Consider the following 17139-nt stretch of genomic DNA (forward strand, 5'->3'; position numbering starts at 1 on the left):
TCCACTTGGGGTCAGCTGGCGTGGATGAGGACGAGGATGGCCTTGACGAGAGCGGTGGCCCGGTGGGGGCAGCAGCGGATCCTGCGGAGGATCTTCCCGCTCATGAGCTGCGCGTTGGCGCGCTCACCGGGTCCGCGTTGACGGGCGTGGGCGGAGTTATCCTCGACGCACTCACCCGGCCTCGAAGACCGCATCCGCGCCCACCTCATCCTCTGCTGCGCTCGCGCTGCTGCTGGTCCGGATTGTCAAGACCAGCGCCGTCGACACCTGGAACCGCGTCCGCGAGGACCTCCAAGTACTGCACGTCGGCACCTTCGAAGAACCCGCCGGCACTTTCGGCAACGCATCGAACTCACCACCGCGCAGCGCTACATCCTCGCCAAGCTCGGTCTCCAGTCGGTGAGCAACACGCACGCCCGCGCCAGGACTACCTCCACTCCGCGGCCCGAGCAGCCAGGGCCAGCTCGCCTCGATACTGGCGTACGAACCTTATGAGGACGATGATCTGGGGATGCAGTCGCTGATCATGGACGATGATGCTGTCATCGCGCAATCAAGTTCAGTTGTCGGCGGTAAGGCCGCCACCCTCGCTCGTCTGCGTCTGGCCGGTATTGCGGTGCCGGAGTTTGCGGTCGCCACTGGAGCGGCCTTTTTGCTGCACCTGCACAGCAACGCAATCAGTATTGCCGGCTTGCTGAGTGACGATATTTCGTCGGCACGACTAGCTTCAATCACCGATAAGATAAGAGGTGCGTCACTCCCTGATACCGTAGATGCTGCGATACAATCGACCTACCAAGGCTGGAACTCACCCACGGGCATGCCGCGGGTCGTAGCAGTGCGTTCGTCGGCCGTCGGCGAAGACGGCGCTGAGGCCTCATTCGCTGGACAGTTCGAGTCTTTCCTCGGAGTACGTGGCGTAGGACCGTTACTGCAACGCGTGAAGGACTGCTGGGCGGCCTATTTCAACGATCGATCAGCGACGTACCGCGCGGCCCGCACCGGACTTGCGGAAACCACTGCGATGATGGGGGCAATTATACAGCGGCAGATCTTCGCTGCAAAGGCAGGCGTGTTGTTCACGCAGCACCCGGTCACTCGTGACACATCGCTGATTTACATCGAAGCAAACTTCGGAACCGGCGAGTCAGTCGTCGGGGGGCTGGTTACACCCGACGCGGTTACCGTATCGAGGGCACCTCTGGTGGTGACTGATATCAACATTGGCCTGAAATCGGTGATGTCGACAGTCTCTCCCACCGCGCCACAGAGCCGTGTGGTCTCGACGCCGCAGGAGCTGTCAAATAAGCCTGTGCTGACCGAACATCAGGCCCTTGCGATAGCGGAGATCGGACTCCACGTGGAGCAGCTACTCGGCGGTCCTCAAGACATAGAGTGGGCGATCGAGTCCGACCGGATCTGGATCCTTCAGGCTCGCCCCGTTACCCAAGCCAGAGCCGCGGGCCGCGCCAACTAGTCCTTGACCCAGGGAGCGAATATTTTGACAACGCACGTACGTGTTGCTGGCATAGGGCACGCAGTCGGCTCGAAGACCGTTTCCAACGCTGATCTTGCGGTTTCGCTCGAGCTAGGCAGCGAGTGGTTCACCTCGCGGACAGGCATACTCGAACGGCGTGTATGTGGACCTAACGAGGACGTGCAGAGTTTGGCGCGGAGCGCCGTAACTGCCGCGTGCGATCAAGCCGGGATACTGCTATCTGATCTCGGTGCGGAAACCGTACTCCTACACATTCAGAATGGATTGACCTGCTTAACTCCGCCGTCGGGAATCGTTCTCGCCCAGTCCCTCGGGCTGACAGAAGTTCGGGTTCTCGCGATCGACGGCGTGTGCTCCGAGCCCATTGCTGCGATCGAGATCGGAGTCCTCATGCTATCGGCTGGACGCTGCGAGCGGGTCATCATCTCAGCCGCGGCCGACTTCCTTGGCGTTATCGATCCCAAGGATGTGGCGACTGTCGGCCTGTTCGGGGCCGGAGCAGGAGCGATGGTGTTGACTCTTCCTTCTGATGGCGAAAATCCAACCCATATTCACAGCCTGCAATGGCAAACACACACCAAGTACGCCGATCTGGGTCGAATTCCAATCCACGGTTATCAGTCGGGGTCCGCCGGGGTGCAGATCAGTGCCGGGTTCTATGAGATGGACGGTCAGGGGCTGGCACGTGCTGCTCTAAGAGTGCTCCCCGGCGTTCTGGGCGCGGTGCTCAAAGAGTCACAATGGCGGCGCGAAGATATTGGCCTCGTGATCGCTCACCAGCCGAATGCTAAGCTGCTTGATATCGGCGTGAGGGCATTGCGGCTTGACCCGAAAACCGTTCCTATGCCTGTTTGCCACCTCGGAAATATGGGGCCCGCAAGTCTACTGGTGAACCTGTCGCTCGCCAAGGAGCAGGGGCTACTCATACCCGAGCTCAAGGTCCTGTTGTTGGCGTTCGGTTTGGGATTCTCCTGTGGTGCAGCGGCGGTCGAGTGGTGACGGCCGGTGGGTCGTTATGAACCCGATCGTGATTGTTGGCGGCGGTATCGGTGGTTTGGCGAGCGCGCTTGCGCTTGCGCACTTGGGATACCAATCGACCGTCCTCGAATCACGCCCGTCATCAGCGCATATAGACCGGGGCGATGTTCTTCACGCCGGAGTGATGCCGTTGCTGTCTCGGTGGGGAGCTGACCGCGACATCGCTGCGCACAATCCGTTTCAGTTTCACCGGTTTCGCATCGCGAGCGGTGACGGTGGAATCCTTTTAGACGCCGACACGCGGCAGCTACTCGGTGACAATCATTGTTTTACGTCGCTTCGTCATCCTAACCTAGCTGCAGCGCTGCGAGCCGCAGCCGAGCGAACGGGATTGGTAGACGTCGTCAATGGTGGGCGGTGTGTCGAGCTGCTGGACTCCGGCGGGCGGATTTCGGAGGTCCACACGGCAACCGCTACATACCCATCGTCGCTGGCCATCATCGCCAGTGGCGCAAGATCTCGCCTTGCAAGGCGGTACTTTGGTGCGCCGAATGTGTATCGCTATGCCACAGCATTTTATAATGCGTGCGTTCGCACCGTCGACGGCTACGGCGACTGCGGCTTCTACATTCTGAGCGACGATGGAGCCATGGTGCTAGTGCCACTGCCCGAAGGCCTGCAACGCATCGGTATCCAGGTACGTTCGTCGCAGCTCAACGAAGTCGGCGCGCCCGACTTCCTCCATGAGACCATTGCAGCCCGGTTCCGACCACTCGCCGGGGTGCCGCTCGAACTGGTCGAACGGCCGCACACATACCGCCTCTATAGGGCCGTGAGCGATCGGTGGGGCCGGCCCGGCGCGATCCTGTTGGGAGACGCTGCCCGACAGGTACATCCGGTTGGTGGCCAGGGCCTGAATCTCGCCATTCGCGACGCCGAAGTACTGGCAGGATGCCTTGACGCGGCGGGTTGCCCCCGGACGGCGACCCGCATAGATCAGGCAATCGCCTCTTACGGTGCTCAGCGTCAGCGCAGCGTACGGCCCACTTTGAGGCGCACCCACCTGCTCGGTGTTGCCGCCGAACGAGCGCCAACAGCGGCGTCTATGGCAGCAGTCCAGCTAGCCGGAAGGATCGTGCCGGTCAAGCGAAACCTGCTGCAAGCCATGATGGATGTCCGGTAATCGAAAGGGGACGAGTCCTCAGTGAAGTCAAGCCAACCATCGTTGGTCGCCGCCGCGCAGCAGGTCCAGCAGCAACTCAACAGTGCCATGACTACCAGCCGCGGCCGCCGCTTGTTTTCACGCGGTGAGGGGCAGACGGTCATCCTGATCCCCACCTTCGCCGAGCTGGGGTTCGTGTACGCGCCACTAGTTGACGCGGTGCCGGATGGCTGGCAAGTCGTGTTGTACACACCCGCGGTCTCCGCACATGAGGTGTTTGGCCCGCCCCAACGGGCCGAGGAGCTGGCACAGATACTCGATCACCTCGGAGTCGACGCCGCGCATCTTGTTGGCTGGAGCGACGCCGGGGCGGTCGTCAGCGAGTTCACCCGTCGCTGGCCAGATCGAGTCCGCAGCCGGGTGTATCTGGGCACTCCATCGACGTATGTCATGCCACGTGGGATGCGCCTTATATCGGCGCTCTATGCGCGCTCTGCGCTGTACCGGGTGACGCCGGACGCGGTCGCCGCCCTTCTGGTCGCGTTGCTGATGGGTGGCAGAGCGATGCCCACCCATCAACTGCTCCCGCGCATACGTGCCATGGGTGCCGTCGCGAGATATCTGAAATTCAGCATTCTGCCATGCTTGAGATACCCGAACTCGGTAGCCGGCACCTGCCCCACGCTGGTTGCAGGTGGCGAGACGGACCGCTTCGTTAGGCTGGAGCATATGGCGCAACTAGCTCGGGCGACTGGCGGGCGTTTCGTGCTCATCCCCGGCGGCGATCACTTCCTCCCGTGGACATCCCCACACCATGTTACGCGGGTGGTCTGGGCGTTTCTGGACGAGGCTTCATGAGGGATTTGGCTGCGTCCGGCAGGTGTCTCGCCTCTTCCTGCATGTGCGCGCGTAGCGCAGACAAGTCGATGACCTTGCCAATGAGCCAGTCCAACACCCGCCCGGCGATCGCGCTGCGCCACCCCAGCTCCACCACCGCCTCCAACTGCGCGCGTCCGCCGCTCACGGGTTCTATACGAAAGTATCCACTGCCCAGCCGCAGTAGAGCCAGCGGTCGGCGAGGCATGAATTCTACGTATCTGTCTTCGACGGATTCTGACACTACACAACTGAATTGAAAGGCGCGCCGCCCCAGACGCTCCTTGAACACCATTACTTGTCCGACTCCCGTCGGGCCGAGCGGCGCCTTCAATTGGCGAAAGTCAAGGTGATCGCGAGGATGCCAGCGAAGATAGGCGTCATGATCCAGGGTAGTGAGGAATCGCCATACCTCGGCGGGCGTGCAAGGAATGACACTGACTTCGCGAACGGTTTTCATACGGCGATTCTACCGGTGACAGCTCGGTCGCGCTCGTATTCGCAAAATCTGAGAGGAAGTCGATGAAGAAACTGCGCAGCTGGGCTGATCGGCAGGTGGGCGTGATGCTCGCCGACTACTTCCCCCGACCGCTGACCGTCCTTGACCGCGACATCAGCCTTGGCATCGTCCAGGCCACGCTCGACTACGCGGTGCGGTTCGGGCTTTCTCGGATTAGGGCCGCTGACATTCTCGTGCTCGACGAATCCGGTGCGGTGACGGTGCACGCACGCAGCCCATGGTTGACCGGTCGGTGCATCTATCGCCTGCCGATCGGTATCGTTACCACTCTCATCGGGATGCGGTACCGCCCCTCCGAGTGGATACGAAACGACCTTCAATCTAGGCTCCGCGAGATTGCCGCACTTCTGGGCCGTGACTTGGACGAGGCCTCGGATGCGGATCTTGTCGCCATGATTCAGCATAGCGTCGCTTTGCGAGTGGCAATGTTCGCGTCCCGCAGACGGCACTTCCTGCCCAGTTTCACGATCAAGATCGTTATCGATCAGCTGACGCGTTTCATACCTAATCTCACTCATGCGGGCGATCTCACCGGACAGGATCACCCCACTGCTATCTTCCGGCGGGATCTACAGCGGTTAGCGCTGATCTGGCAGCAGGTCGTCGATGGCAGCGCCGACGCAGATGAACTCGACCGGGCCACTGCCACGTTCATGGCCACCCACGGCGGCCGGGGACAGACCTTCATCCCTCTAGTCAGCGATCCCGTGTGGGACACCCATCCCGGAGACCTCCTGGCTGTGCTGCCAGCACTTCTGGCAACGTCGGACTCCCATGCGCCCGCCATGCCGGTCCCGCTGCCTGCCGCTAAGCGCGGCGGGGCACTGGCCCGTCGCTTGTCCGAGATCTCCACCGAACGCGACTGGATGGCATTTGGTTACGAGCAGGCAACCCGTATCATGCGCAACCCGGTCCGCGTGCTTGGTGCCCGCTGGACGGAAGCGGATCTACTGAAAAGCCCAGACGACGTGATGCATCTGCGTCTTATCGAAATCGAGCAGATTATCGCCACAGGCGCACCTCCAGACCCGGACCTCATCGCCGCCCGCCGTTCTGCGTTCACCCGACCAGCGCCTACGTCAGCGCCGCTCACGTTGTCAGGTGAGGATCTGCGCGGAGTCCCTGCCGCATCGGGCAGTTTCATTGGCGTTGCTCGAGTCGTGACGTCACCAACCAACTTCGCCAGCCTGCAGCGCGGAGAAATTCTGGTGTGTCAGATGACATCACCAGCCTGGCTTCCCCTTCTTATGGTTGCTGGCGCAGTGGTCTCCGACCTGGGCGGCATCCTGTCACACGCCGCGATCGTGGCCCGCGAGTTCGGTATCCCTGCGGTCACAGGAACCGGCGATGCCACTGTAAGGCTGATTTCAGGGGCTACATATGTTGTGGATGGTGATGCTGGAATCGTACGTCCGTATGTAGGCGGGCCTTGACGCAATGCCACGTAGCGTAAGTCGATCATGCTGCTGGCTGGGGTTTCAGCTCGCGGATGTTGATTGTGGCCGGTGCTCGGTGGCGGATGCTGGCCGGCTCGCCGGGCTTCTTGACCCGGTAGCTGTTGTGTCGGGCCCGTTTGACCGCTCGCGGGCTGGTGCGTTCGCGGCGGGGCGGGATGAGCAGTGTGGCGAGCTCGCCCAGATGGGCGGGGAGGCGGTTGGCCCAGTCCTCAGGGGGAAATGTCCGCCGTCCCGGGGGCGGTACGGCGGATCATGCGCAGGGCCTTGGCGAAGGACAGCGAGTCGGGGTTGAGGTCCGCGGCCGCGGAGGCTCGGGCGGTCAGCTCGCTGATGGCGTGGTGCACGATCAGGTAGGCCCAGACCTCCTGATGGACCAGGTCGGGTAGCCGGGAGCGCAGCACCCGGCCGGGGCCGCGCAGGTGGGTTTTGAGCTGGTCGTTCGCGGTCTCCTCCTCCCACCGCTCGTTGTAGGCGACGGCCAACTCATCAGCTCGGGCCCCGTTGTCCCCGGCCAGCTCGGTGATCGTGGACAGCACGACGATCAGCTCCCCGGTGCCGTTGCCGACCCGGTCGGGCACGTCGTACTCGATCACCCGGGCCAGGTGGATGACCGGCAGGCCGCGCTGGTCGTAGGCGTCGGGGACGGCGTTGATGTCGGACAGGTCTGCGCCAGCGCGGGCGGCGGCGAGCAACCGCTCGCGGCGGTGCCCGCGGATGGTGGGGGTGATCAGGGCGGTCAGGTAGGTCCCGTCGGGCAAACCTTCATGACCGGCAGCTCCAGCTGGGTCGGGGCCCGCCACAACGGGGCCGCCCCGGTCGCCGCGGCGCTGTCCCACGCTGCCCAGGAGTAAAGCCCCGGTCGGCGGTGAGCAACTCATCGGTGCGCAGCCGCGGATACGACCTGGCGGCGACGGTCTTCTCGCCGACCCGGTAGGCGTCGACCTCGGCGGCCACGAACGCGTGGGTGCCGCACTCGGCCAACGCCACCACCCGGACCTTGGGGAACGCCGAGCGGTTGTCCCCCGACCCGGCATAGCCGAACTCGGTGGCGTTCTCCTTGCTGTCGGGAACGTCGATCTCGAAGCCGTCGATGGCCAGCAGTCGCCACCGGCGCAGGAACGACCCGCGCGCGGTGCCCAACGCCATCGCCCGCGCGGTGGGGCCGGCCTTGCCGGCAACCGGGCCGCAACAGCGTTCGAACAACTCCGGGAACATGTTGCGGCCCAGGCGTTTACGAGCCTGGGTGATCGCTGAGGCGGTCGGCACCGTCCAGGCCGCGTCCCAGCAGCCGAGTCGGTCCAGCGACCCGGTGACCTTGGTCGCGACCTCTTGGTAATCGTCGTCGGGGAACAGGCACAACCCCAACGCCAGGCATGTGATCACATGCGTGGGCAGCTTGCCGTCCGAGCGTTTCGCACCGACCCCGGACACCGCGACCGCCTCATCGACCGCGTCCCGGGGCACCGCATTGACCAGCACCCCCAACGACACCTGATCCGGCCGCACCACCACACCCTCGCCCATGATCGGCGACCGTGCCAGCCGCACCATCCGAGACGAGCACCCCACGCCGCACCGATCAAGAACAACCAGGTCAACAGCTTGATCCACTTAGCTTAGGCGACGTGGCATTGGGCCTTGACGCGGCGCACGCCGCTACAAGCTGATCATCATCGACCTATGCCGACACCACGACTATGCCGAGGACCGTCGCGAGGATGTCGCGTTGGACGGCGTTTGGCTGTCACCGATCGCGGCATAGTCACAGGCTCTCGAGGAACGCCAGGACCTTGTCCGGTTGGCGGTAGCGGCCGGGCTTGACGCTCGCGGGGCGGTGAGCGCGAGGGCCTTCTCCTTCATGAGGACGTCGGCGTGCATGTAGGGGTCGGTGGAGCGGATCCCTGCGCGACCGAGACAGAGGGCGATGACCGAGGTGTCGACGCCGGCTCGCAGCGGCGACATGGCGCATGTGTGGCGCAGGACGTGCGGGTGGACTCTCCTGCTGAGCAGCGACGGGCAGTCGCGCGCGGCGGTCGCGGTGCGGGTGCTGATCCGGAGGGCGACAGCATCGCGGCTGAGCCGACGCCAGGTCCGGGTCGGGAACAGCGGATCTCCGGGGCGCCCGGCCCGTTCAGCCAGCCAGGTCTGCAGGACGGCCTCCGTCCAAGATCATTAACCCTACAACATCACAGTGTCCGGCTCTGGGGGTCAAGCTCATATCTCCCGATGCGACCCGTGGTGGCCGCCAGCCTGAGTGGCCGCGAGTCGTTCGAACGTCTGCTGTGGTTGACTACTTGATACCGAGTCAAACGGTCACGGCTCGAACTCTTTGACTGTTGGTTCTGGAGCAAATCTGGAGCGCGGACCTGACGTGAACCGGCGAGAACAGCGCTGAACGGCGTCGAACTGCACCACGATGACCTGCGCGGAGTCTGTTTCCGCAGGTCAGCGGGTTGGCCGGGCCGGACTGGCAGTCAAGGGGTCAGGGGTTCGAATCCCCTCAGCTCCACTCTTGCATCCGAAGCCCCGCCACCTGAGTTTTTGCAGGTCAGGCGGGGTTTTTGGCATCTGACGATGATCTCGCGCGATCGTTTCGAAGAGGCGTAATTCGCTGCTCCTGGAGCAGGACTGGAGCACGGTGTTGCCGGGGTACGAAATGGGGTCAGGGTTTGCTCCAGGGGTTCGGGTCCGTTCGGGCCCCTTCGGGGCGGTTCAGGCTAGTTCAGGTCGGTTGGTGTCGGTTGCCGGCGCGGCGATGTGGATCTTCGGAGGTTGATGCTGTCAGTGGTCGCGGTTAGCGCGCGTGTCGCGTTCGTCCCGTGGCACCTCATAGCGACGATTTCCGCCGCCGTAGCCACAGTCGGGGGCCGATACCCGTGGCGGGCGGTTGCTCGTTCGACGTTCGATTCTGGGGGCTGATCCCGGGGATCCAGTTGGTGTCGTCCGGCGTGGCGACCGGTCAACGTCATGCCGCTGACCGCTTCACGAAACCTTCGAGGATTGACTGGCCCGCCTGGACCTTCACCGTTGTCACGTAGCCATGCTTCTACGCGCCACCTCCGGATGTCACCCGCTAGGGCATGCCCATGCACGCACCGTGATCTTCTCCCAAGGTCGCGGACGACCTTGGGGCGACGAGATGGTGACCTGTGAGAGTTCGGCGCGTCGAGATCAGCAACTTCCGTGGCATCGCCTCGCTCGACTGGCGCATCCCGGCTGACAAGAAGTTCGTCTGCCTCATCGGCCCAGGTGACAGCTGCAAGTCCACGATCATCGACGCGATCTACTACACCCTCGGCGACCGCTGGGCGCTGGCCTTCAGCGACACCGACTTCTTCAACGGTGACGTCGAGGCACCGATCACCATCAGGGTTGCCCTTGCTTCCTTACCTCCGGAGATCCGCTCACATCAGCAGCTCGGCATGGACGTGAGCGGGATCGATGCCAACGGTGAGTGGATCCACGATCCCGAGGACGGGTACGAGCCGTGCGTCATCGTGCAGCTCGTAGTCACCAAAGAGATGGAGCCAGCCTGGACTCTGTACCGACCGGACGGGCATGAAGCCAACAGGTTGGTGCCGGTACTCGCCGCCGGTTCTCCGTCTTCAGAGTCGACGACCGCATCGACAACCACCTGCGATGGACGCGCACATCTGCGCTGACCCGCCTGACTGACGCCAGTCACGGAACCACCGGCACGCTGGCCACAGCGAACAGAGCGGCACGCGTAGCCGTCGCTGAGTCGGTGACGCCCGAGCTCAAGGCGCTGACCGGCACTGTCCAGGAGCGACTGTCCAAGCTTGGTAGCGGTGCCTTCACCAACTTGCAGCCCGGCCTGGACATCAGCTCAGCGTCTGGTGGCGGCAACCTTGCCCTGTTCGACGGTGAGGTTCCGCTAACCAACCACGGCCTGGGCACCCGATGGCTCGCGGGCATCACCACCCAAGAGATGGCCTCGGAGGACAAGTCCGTCGTCTTGATCGACGAGATCGAGCATGGTCTTGAACCACATCGGCTCGTCCACCTGCTCAAGCACCTGCGATCGGAGGATCGGCCGGCTCAGGTCTTCACGACTACACACTCCCCCGTAGCCGTTGAGCAGCTCAACTCATCCGACCTCGCCGCATCCGCGCCAATCACGGTCAGGTCACCGCGGCCTTTATCCCCGACGACCTCAAGTTTGCTCAGGCGACTCTCCGGGGAGGTCCGTCCCCCTCTATGTGATGCAGTACCAAGCCTGGCGATGGCATGACTGCAATGTGCCACTTGGTGAGTGGCTCCTGGCGATCAGGTCGACACTCATGCAAGGTAACGCGATCGACTTCTCCACGCTGCAGGTCCCTGGGCTCACCTGGGTGCAGTCTTATCAAGGCGTCGTGCGCAACCAAGGTCTACGGCAGTGGCCGACAGGCCAATCAGTTCTCGTCTTGGGGCAATGGAAGCCTGATGCCGACGAGCATGGCAAGGAACTTCTCGGCGTCTTCGGCGTCATGGAAGACTTGCGCGGTGAGTTCATGCACAGGTTCCTTGTCGAAGTGGAAACGAGCATACCTCAACAGCGACCCGTTATTGTAGCCAGGTTTGCCAAGAGCTGCTTCGTGGGACTCAAAGGCATAGATGTGCCTCTTGTGGATAAGCTTGGGCGCGGTCAAGCTGTAAGCGGTCTCAAGCGCGACGACATCGGACCGGTTCAAGCGGCGCTCGATTCCATGCTGCCTGCACCAAGTCTGCTCGGAGTCGCGCAGGCCATGACATCTATCGCGAGGGCCCCTGGCCTGCGCCTCTACAAGCGCGAAGCGTGGAACGACTGCATCAAGGCTCTTGAGACGTGCGAGTCTGGCGAAGTTGTGCTCGCGGCTGAAGCACTCGGCCGGATCCGCGATGGTCTCAGGCACTCAGGCCGCCGACCTGCCAACCGAGTCATGTCCCGAACAGTTCTGGTCAAGGGGCTTGAGTACGACCATGTCGTCATCGGCAACGCGGACAAGATTGCGGACTGCAGGAACCTCTACGTAGCACTTACTAGGGCTCGTCACTCGGTGACAGTTATTAGTAGTACGTCTGTCGTCTGGCTGCCCGAGGTCAAGAAGTAGCGGTTGAGTGACGAATCCTACATTATCCTTCGGTCTTGGCTAGGGCCCGTCATCTCGCTTCGGCCAGTCAACATCCCAGCGCAGATGACAGCCCGACCTCAGTAGGGAACGCCACGGTCAGGCGCGCGATACCGGATCGCGGCGTGCTCGGGCTTACGTGCGGTGGCACGTTGATGGTCTATGCGGCCCGTTCCAGTCTGTGCTGCGTGCGCGGCTCGCGAGGTTCACTAGCGTCGGGCTTTTCGACGCTGTGGGTCGCGCATTCGGCCGGATCATCTGTACAAGAGCGAGTCTGACGCGCCCGTCCGCACGTGTCACGTCCTTCCAGATCCAGACGGTGAATCCGGCTCGAAATAGTTCGGCGGCAACGCTGGTGGCGTCCTCGTAGGTAGTGGTTTCGGCGAGCCGGACCTCATCGCGAACGATGCGCTGCGTCTCCCGTTCGATGAGGCGGGCCTTGACTCGAAACGTGGTCATCGTCGGCTGCTCCTCTCCAGTCTGCTTCGGTTGTTCCATTGCTCGATGGCTCGAAACGAAGGCGCCATCGTGAAGAATTGGACAGGCGCGCTGCCTGAAACGCCTAATTGGCCGATGGTCGGCTAAGGGCCAGCCGAAGCGGACAACTGTATCGTCGTAGCGCTTCTTCAAAGACTGTCGACGCTGACCGTGTGAGCAGCGTGGGCGGCATCCATTGACGTTCGTTCGGCGTAAGAGGGCCAGTGTAAGTCGAAATTGACGCCACGGTGCCAACGAGGTCCACGGATTCGAAACAATATTCCGCGTGCGTCGGGTAATCGAGGACCAGTGCATCGCCGGGAGTGCGAAGCTGCGGGTGAAGGCCGCTGCAGAGAATTTAGATGGGCTATGTCGCGTGTCGTAGCTCTGTTTACGGTTGATGGTGCGAGAGAATGAGGTATGTCGGTTGCTGCGCCGCTGGTGCTGCGCGAGGGTGATCGTTCTCGGTTGGAGGCGTTGACCCCGGCGCCTTCGATCAGGGCTGGGATCGCGGTGCGGTCGCGGATCGTGCTGTTGGCCGCGGACGGGTTGCCCAACGCTGAGATCGCGCGCCGGACCGGGACGAGTCGCCCGACGGTGGTGGACTGGCGCGCCCGTTACGACGCTGGTGGGATCGCGGCGTTGCAGGACCTGGCCCGCAGCGGCCGACCACCGGAAATCGACGAGATCGAGGTGGTGGTGGCGACCCTGGCCGATGACGGGCGACCACCGGCGCATCTGGGCGTGACGCACTGGTCGGCGCGGTTGTTGGCGGCGGAGTTGAAGATCTCCTTCGCCTCGGTCGCGCGGATCTGGCGCAAATGGCACCGTTTCATGATCAGATCGGAGCGCGTCCGGGTGGTAATATCCGGCGATCTTGTCGACGTGTGCTGCGCTGTGCCCGGCGCGGGTGCAGAGGAGCGCGCAAATGGAGCCCCGTCGCAGTGGTTCCGACCGATCGACGTTGTCATCGGTCGCAAAGGCGCTGCTCCTTCTGCAGTATTTCGAGAATCACGCGTCCATCTCGGTCGCCGAGGCCGCGGTACTTCTCGATGTCGCGCCGTCGTCGGCGCACCGCGCGCTGACCACACTGCGCGAGTCGGGGTTCGTCCGGCAGCAGGAGACCGGGCGGCGCTACGAAGCCGGGCAACGCCTCCTCGACATCGCGATCGGTGCTCTCCGCCAGGTCGACATTCGGGCGGTCGCCGGTCCGCACCTGAAGAAGCTCAGCCGGTACGTTCCCGCGCAGATCTGGCTGAACAAGCTGGACGTCCGCCGTGTGTACACCGTCGACATGCACCTGACGACCGGGGTCGCGCTCGCCGATGTCGACGCCGTGTCCCGTTTCCCCGCGCACACGTCGGCGTCGGGCAAGGTCCTGCTCTCGCGGATGGCGCGCTCCCAGATCGACCGTCTGTACCCGGACGAACAGCTCGAGGTCTCCACCGAGAAGTCGCTGCGTCGGAAGGCGCAGCTCCTGAAGGAACTGGATCTGGTCCGCAGGTACGAGTACGCCGTCCAGGTCGGGGAACAGCTCAAGGTGTCCGCCGGCGTCGCCGTACCGTTGTACGGCGAGCCGGACGAGCTCCTGGGCGCGATCGCGGTGACCGGGCCGGCCCAGGACTTCGACTCCGACACGGTGCGGAGGCACGCCGTACTGGCCCGCGAGGCTGCCGAGGCCATCTCCCAGGACATCCGCGCCCGCACGGTGTGACCAGGGCGTTCAGTCCGCCGCGGGCACCGGCTGCTGCCGTCCACCGGCCATCCTGACGGGACGCAGGTTCGCCCCGCGCACGCACAGGAGCAGACCGCCGGCGACGACGAAGACGACTGCGCTGGCGATGTAGAGCTCGTTCGCGGTCCAGTGCGCGTCGAGCAGCGTGCCGGCGACGATCGGGGCGATGATCGCACCGATCCGGCCGACGCCGACCGACGAACCCATCGCCGTCGACCTGACCCCTGGGCCGTAGATGGCCGACACCAGCGCGTAGAGGCCGGTCACGCAGCCGTTGAGCAGCAATCCGATGATCGCGGCGATGCACAGCGCTGCGGTGAGGGACGACGTCGTGCTGAGGAAGATCGCCATCATCACCGCAGCGAGGATGATGTAGCCGAACACGACGTTGCGCAGCCGGAACCGGGTGAGCAGCGCTCCCAGGATGAGCGCGCCGAAGATGCCGCCGACGCTGAGCAGCACCCCGCCGGAGATCCCGACCGCCGGTGAGAGGCCCGCCTTCACCAGTAGCTGGGGCGTCCAGCTGCTGACGAAGTAGAAGCCGGCGAGGATCAGGAAGAAGGCGGCCCAGATCAGCAGCGTCGAGCGGCGCAGTGCCGGGGCGAACAGCGTGCGGAAGCCGGAGAGTACCCCGGGCCGGGCCGTCAGTGGTGGAAGCTGGGTGAGCTCCGCGTGACCGAGACGGCGCGCCATCCGGTTGGCCCGCGCGAGGGCGTCCCGGGGCTGGCGGGCGAGCAGGTAGTCCAACGACTCGGGCAGCCGGAAGGACGCGAGGACCGTGACGGCGAGAGTCGCCACTCCGCCGACGAGGAACACCGAACGCCAACCGGTGCCGTCGATCAGCTCGACCGACAGGATGCCGCCGACGATCGCGCCGGCCGGGTAGCCGACGGACGTGAGACTTACCGCCATGCCGTGCCAACGCCGGGACGCGTACTCACCAGCCATGACGATGTTCGTCGTGATGATCGCGCCGATGCCCAGACCGGTCAGCCCGCGCAGCAGCCCGAGCTGGAGCGGGGATTCCGCGAGACCCGAGAGCAGCATGCCGATGCCTGCCACCGCTGCGGCGCCGATGATGAGCGGGCGCCTGCCGACGCGGTCGGCCCAGGGTGCGATGAACAGCGATCCGGCGCCGACGCCGATCAGGCCGGCAGACAGCAACAGGCCGAGCTCGGAGCTGGTCAGGCCCCACTCGGTGGTCACCGCGTTGGCGGTGAACGACATGACCTGTACGTCGAAGCCGTCGAGGGCGTTGATGACGAGACAGAGCGCGACGACCAGCCACTGGAACCGGGTCATCGCGGAGTCCGCGACGGCGCGCCGCAGGGGATCGGGGGGTTCGAACGCAGAATCCTCGGACGTTGTCCGGCCGGCCGGTTCTGTGGTGGACATAGCAACTCCTTCGTCGCCGAGAACCCGAGGTGTGGTGGAGAGCTGGTCAGAACGGACGGGCCGTGAGCGCGGCCACGGACATGCCCGCGGCGTAGCCGAAGGCGAGGGCGGGCCCGAGCGTTCCGCCCGCGCCGGGATAGCTCTTGCCGAACATCGAGGCCGCGACGTTCCCCGCCGCCCACAGCCCCGCGACCGTGGACCCGTCCGGCCGGAGGACCCGGCCGTTCGGGTCGGTGACCGGGCCGCCCTTGGTACCCAGGCATCCGAGCCGCAGCTCGTAGGCGTAGTAGGGCCCCTCACCAAGGGGACCGAGCGTCGGGTTCGCGTAGTCGTCGTCGCCGCGGTAGGCGGCCAGGGCGCTCCGGCCCCGTCCGAACGCCGGGTCGATGCCGGCGGCCGCATCGGCGTTGAACTCCCGCACCTGTGCTTCCAGACCGGCCCGGGAGATGCCGGCCCGCGCCGCCAGCTCGCCGATCGTGGCACCCTCGACGAGCCAGCCCGCCCCGTCGCCCGCCCCGAAGACCTCCCAATAGTTGAGTAGTGGGTACTTCGCCCGGAAGGCCGCGTCGAACACGACGTAGGCGGGCAGGTTGCGGTAGCTGAAGGTTCCGGGGTCGAACGCCTGCATCGCGTGCGGCATGTCGTTGTAGTTCAGTGACTCGTCGACGAAGCGCCTGCCCTCGGCGTTGACGATGATCATTCCCGGGAACGCCCGTCCGACCGACATCCGGTAGAAGGGCGCACCGTCGTACTCGGCGCCGGGGACGTCGACGGACGGCATCCACCACGCCTCGCTCATCGCACCGAGTCGGGCACCGGCGCGCATGGCCATCAGCAGGCCGTCGCCGGTGTTGTCCGGCGGACTCAGCGGCGCGTTCATCGGCACCCCGAGGAAGCCCTCGACGAGATCGGGACTCCATTCGAAGCCGCCGCTGGCGAGGACGACGCCGAGGCGGGCATTGAGCTGCCGGGTCCCGTCGGGTCCGTCGACGACGACGCCGGACACCCGCGCGTCGGTGTCGACGAGGCCCGTGACGCGGGTGCTGGTCACGAACCTGACACCGGCCTCCAGACAGCTCTCGACCAGACCGCCGACGAGTGCCGCTCCCCGCGCCACGATGCCGTCCTCGCGACGCCTGCTCGCCAGCGCATGGAGCTCGGCGGTGTCGGCCCGCAGACCCCAGCTCGCCACCTCCAGCTCGGGATGCGTCAGGGGCGGCCATCCACCCGGCCACGGCGGAAGGCGCAGAAGCGCCTGGTGGGCGCCGAGCCGGCGCGCGTCGTACAACCCGACCGCGACGTTGCGACCGGCCCTCGCTCCAGGCAGTGCTGGCTGGTAGTCGGGCGTCGACGTGCCGAGGAACGGGACGGGGGTGTGTGCGGAGAGGAAGTCCAGCGCGGCCACGGACGCCTCGGCGAAGGCCGTGATCAGCGCGTCGTCGCCGGCGCCGAGGGTGAGCCGGCGAAGATAGGCGACGGCGTCCTCTGGCGAGTCCGGCAGGCCCTGCTCCCGCATGAACCGGTTGTCGGGGATCCAGATGCCCCCGCCGGAGATCGCCGTCGTCCCGCCGAGACGATCGGAGCGCTCGACCACGGTCACCCTGCGGCCGGCGTGGGCTGCGACTAGTGCCGCGGTCAGCCCGGCGCCGCCGGAACCGGCGACCACGAGATCGATCGATTCGGAGATCGACATCTGTGTTCCTCTCGACGATGAGGGTGTCCGGCTCCGGGCATGCCGGATCCCGGGACCGGGAGGGTCGCGGTGCGGTCAACGGCGTGCGTCGGGACGGGCCACCACCTCGGGAGCGGTGGGCGACCGGCTCGGGGATGGCGGAACTGTAGAGCGCCCCCGGAGTGTCGCCGCCACATTCCGCAGTGCGGAAGATCGGCCGGCATTGGCGGTGGTCCGGTTGGTTCCGTGCCAACCGTT

Annotated in this window: 15 protein-coding genes and 2 pseudogenes; 10 read left to right on the forward strand and 7 right to left on the reverse strand. The window is 64.8% G+C overall.

Going from position 1 to position 17139, the window contains the following annotated elements:
• Nucleotides 1-11: 11 nt before the first annotated feature.
• Nucleotides 12-158: pseudogene (locus ACFPFQ_RS24515) on the reverse strand (IS5/IS1182 family transposase); the annotation flags it as partial.
• Between the two features lie 353 nt (nucleotides 159-511).
• Here ACFPFQ_RS24515 and ACFPFQ_RS24520 point away from each other — a divergent pair.
• The 4 genes from ACFPFQ_RS24520 (at nucleotide 512) to ACFPFQ_RS24535 (ending at nucleotide 4496) form a co-directional block, all read left to right on the forward strand.
• Nucleotides 512-1477, forward strand: a complete 966-nt coding sequence (locus ACFPFQ_RS24520) for a PEP/pyruvate-binding domain-containing protein (RefSeq protein WP_379622717.1) — start codon at nucleotides 512-514, stop codon at nucleotides 1475-1477.
• Between the two features lie 180 nt (nucleotides 1478-1657).
• The gene (locus tag ACFPFQ_RS24525) at nucleotides 1658-2497 is read left to right on the forward strand and encodes a 3-oxoacyl-ACP synthase III family protein (RefSeq protein WP_379622719.1); all 840 of its coding nucleotides are present in this window, start codon (nucleotides 1658-1660) and stop codon (nucleotides 2495-2497) included.
• Nucleotides 2498-2513: 16 nt separating this feature from the next.
• A complete protein-coding gene (locus tag ACFPFQ_RS24530; protein WP_379622721.1) occupies nucleotides 2514-3659 on the forward strand; it encodes an FAD-dependent oxidoreductase in 1146 nt (381 codons plus the stop codon).
• A 21-nt stretch (nucleotides 3660-3680) separates the two neighbouring features.
• Complete coding sequence (locus ACFPFQ_RS24535; RefSeq protein WP_379622723.1) at nucleotides 3681-4496, forward strand: alpha/beta fold hydrolase; 816 nt, start codon at nucleotides 3681-3683, stop codon at nucleotides 4494-4496.
• On the opposite strand, the gene ACFPFQ_RS24540 is transcribed toward ACFPFQ_RS24535, so the two are convergent.
• Nucleotides 4456-4974: a hypothetical protein gene (locus tag ACFPFQ_RS24540; RefSeq protein WP_379622725.1), complete on the reverse strand. Its 519-nt coding sequence runs from the start codon at nucleotides 4972-4974 to the stop codon at nucleotides 4456-4458. The genes ACFPFQ_RS24535 and ACFPFQ_RS24540 overlap by 41 nt on opposite strands.
• Before the next feature lie 62 nt (nucleotides 4975-5036).
• On the opposite strand from ACFPFQ_RS24540, the gene ACFPFQ_RS24545 reads away from it, so the two are divergent.
• Nucleotides 5037-6467: a PEP-utilizing enzyme gene (locus ACFPFQ_RS24545; protein ID WP_379622726.1), complete on the forward strand. Its 1431-nt coding sequence runs from the start codon at nucleotides 5037-5039 to the stop codon at nucleotides 6465-6467.
• Nucleotides 6468-6700: 233 nt separating this feature from the next.
• Here ACFPFQ_RS24545 and ACFPFQ_RS24550 read toward each other — a convergent pair whose 3' ends face one another.
• The 3 genes from ACFPFQ_RS24550 to ACFPFQ_RS24560 all read right to left on the reverse strand — a co-directional run bounded on the left by ACFPFQ_RS24550 (nucleotide 6701) and on the right by ACFPFQ_RS24560 (nucleotide 8642).
• Entirely contained in the window at nucleotides 6701-7249 is a 549-nt protein-coding gene (locus ACFPFQ_RS24550) for a hypothetical protein (protein ID WP_379622728.1), read from the reverse strand.
• 4 nt (nucleotides 7250-7253) lie between these two features.
• Entirely contained in the window at nucleotides 7254-8015 is a 762-nt protein-coding gene (locus tag ACFPFQ_RS24555) for a transposase domain-containing protein (protein WP_379622729.1), read from the reverse strand.
• Nucleotides 8016-8186: 171 nt separating this feature from the next.
• Nucleotides 8187-8642 (reverse strand): tyrosine-type recombinase/integrase, encoded by a 456-nt coding sequence (locus ACFPFQ_RS24560; protein WP_379622763.1) that lies wholly within the window; start codon nucleotides 8640-8642, stop codon nucleotides 8187-8189.
• A 998-nt stretch (nucleotides 8643-9640) separates the two neighbouring features.
• On the opposite strand from ACFPFQ_RS24560, the gene ACFPFQ_RS24565 reads away from it, so the two are divergent.
• From ACFPFQ_RS24565 to ACFPFQ_RS24585, 5 genes and pseudogenes are all read left to right on the forward strand, one after another.
• Entirely contained in the window at nucleotides 9641-10153 is a 513-nt protein-coding gene (locus ACFPFQ_RS24565; RefSeq protein ID WP_379622731.1) for an AAA family ATPase, read from the forward strand.
• Nucleotides 10154-10158: 5 nt separating this feature from the next.
• Nucleotides 10159-10743, forward strand: a complete 585-nt coding sequence (locus ACFPFQ_RS24570) for an AAA family ATPase (protein ID WP_379622765.1) — start codon at nucleotides 10159-10161, stop codon at nucleotides 10741-10743.
• A 49-nt stretch (nucleotides 10744-10792) separates the two neighbouring features.
• Nucleotides 10793-11584 (forward strand): ATP-binding domain-containing protein, encoded by a 792-nt coding sequence (locus ACFPFQ_RS24575; RefSeq protein WP_379622733.1) that lies wholly within the window; start codon nucleotides 10793-10795, stop codon nucleotides 11582-11584.
• A gap of 915 nt (nucleotides 11585-12499) precedes the next feature.
• A pseudogene (locus ACFPFQ_RS24580) lies at nucleotides 12500-12883 on the forward strand (helix-turn-helix domain-containing protein); the annotation flags it as partial.
• A 160-nt stretch (nucleotides 12884-13043) separates the two neighbouring features.
• Nucleotides 13044-13793 carry an IclR family transcriptional regulator gene (locus ACFPFQ_RS24585; protein ID WP_379622735.1) on the forward strand — a complete coding sequence of 250 codons (750 nt, stop codon included), beginning with the start codon at nucleotides 13044-13046 and terminating at the stop codon, nucleotides 13791-13793.
• A 9-nt stretch (nucleotides 13794-13802) separates the two neighbouring features.
• Here the strand turns inward: ACFPFQ_RS24585 and ACFPFQ_RS24590 are convergent, their stop codons facing one another.
• A complete protein-coding gene (locus tag ACFPFQ_RS24590; protein ID WP_379622737.1) occupies nucleotides 13803-15209 on the reverse strand; it encodes an MFS transporter in 1407 nt (468 codons plus the stop codon).
• A gap of 46 nt (nucleotides 15210-15255) precedes the next feature.
• Entirely contained in the window at nucleotides 15256-16902 is a 1647-nt protein-coding gene (locus ACFPFQ_RS24595; protein ID WP_379622738.1) for an FAD-dependent oxidoreductase, read from the reverse strand.
• Nucleotides 16903-17139 lie beyond the last annotated feature (237 nt).

The sequence above is a fragment of the Pseudonocardia sp. GCM10023141 genome (genome assembly GCF_042653605.1).

What these genes read in the sequence shown, in the direction of transcription:
- ACFPFQ_RS24520 (WP_379622717.1), top strand. Translation starts at nt 512, where the DNA reads ATGCAGTCGCTGATCATGGACGATGATGCTGTCATCGCGCAATCAAGT.
- ACFPFQ_RS24530 (WP_379622721.1), top strand. Translation starts at nt 2,514, where the DNA reads ATGAACCCGATCGTGATTGTTGGCGGCGGTATCGGTGGTTTGGCGAGC.
- ACFPFQ_RS24540 (WP_379622725.1), bottom strand. Translation starts at nt 4,974, where the DNA reads ATGAAAACCGTTCGCGAAGTCAGTGTCATTCCTTGCACGCCCGCCGAG.
- ACFPFQ_RS24545 (WP_379622726.1), top strand. Translation starts at nt 5,037, where the DNA reads ATGAAGAAACTGCGCAGCTGGGCTGATCGGCAGGTGGGCGTGATGCTC.
- ACFPFQ_RS24555 (WP_379622729.1), bottom strand. Translation starts at nt 8,015, where the DNA reads ATGGGCGAGGGTGTGGTGGTGCGGCCGGATCAGGTGTCGTTGGGGGTG.
- ACFPFQ_RS24575 (WP_379622733.1), top strand. Translation starts at nt 10,793, where the DNA reads ATGCAAGGTAACGCGATCGACTTCTCCACGCTGCAGGTCCCTGGGCTC.
- ACFPFQ_RS24590 (WP_379622737.1), bottom strand. Translation starts at nt 15,209, where the DNA reads ATGTCCACCACAGAACCGGCCGGCCGGACAACGTCCGAGGATTCTGCG.
- ACFPFQ_RS24595 (WP_379622738.1), bottom strand. Translation starts at nt 16,902, where the DNA reads ATGTCGATCTCCGAATCGATCGATCTCGTGGTCGCCGGTTCCGGCGGC.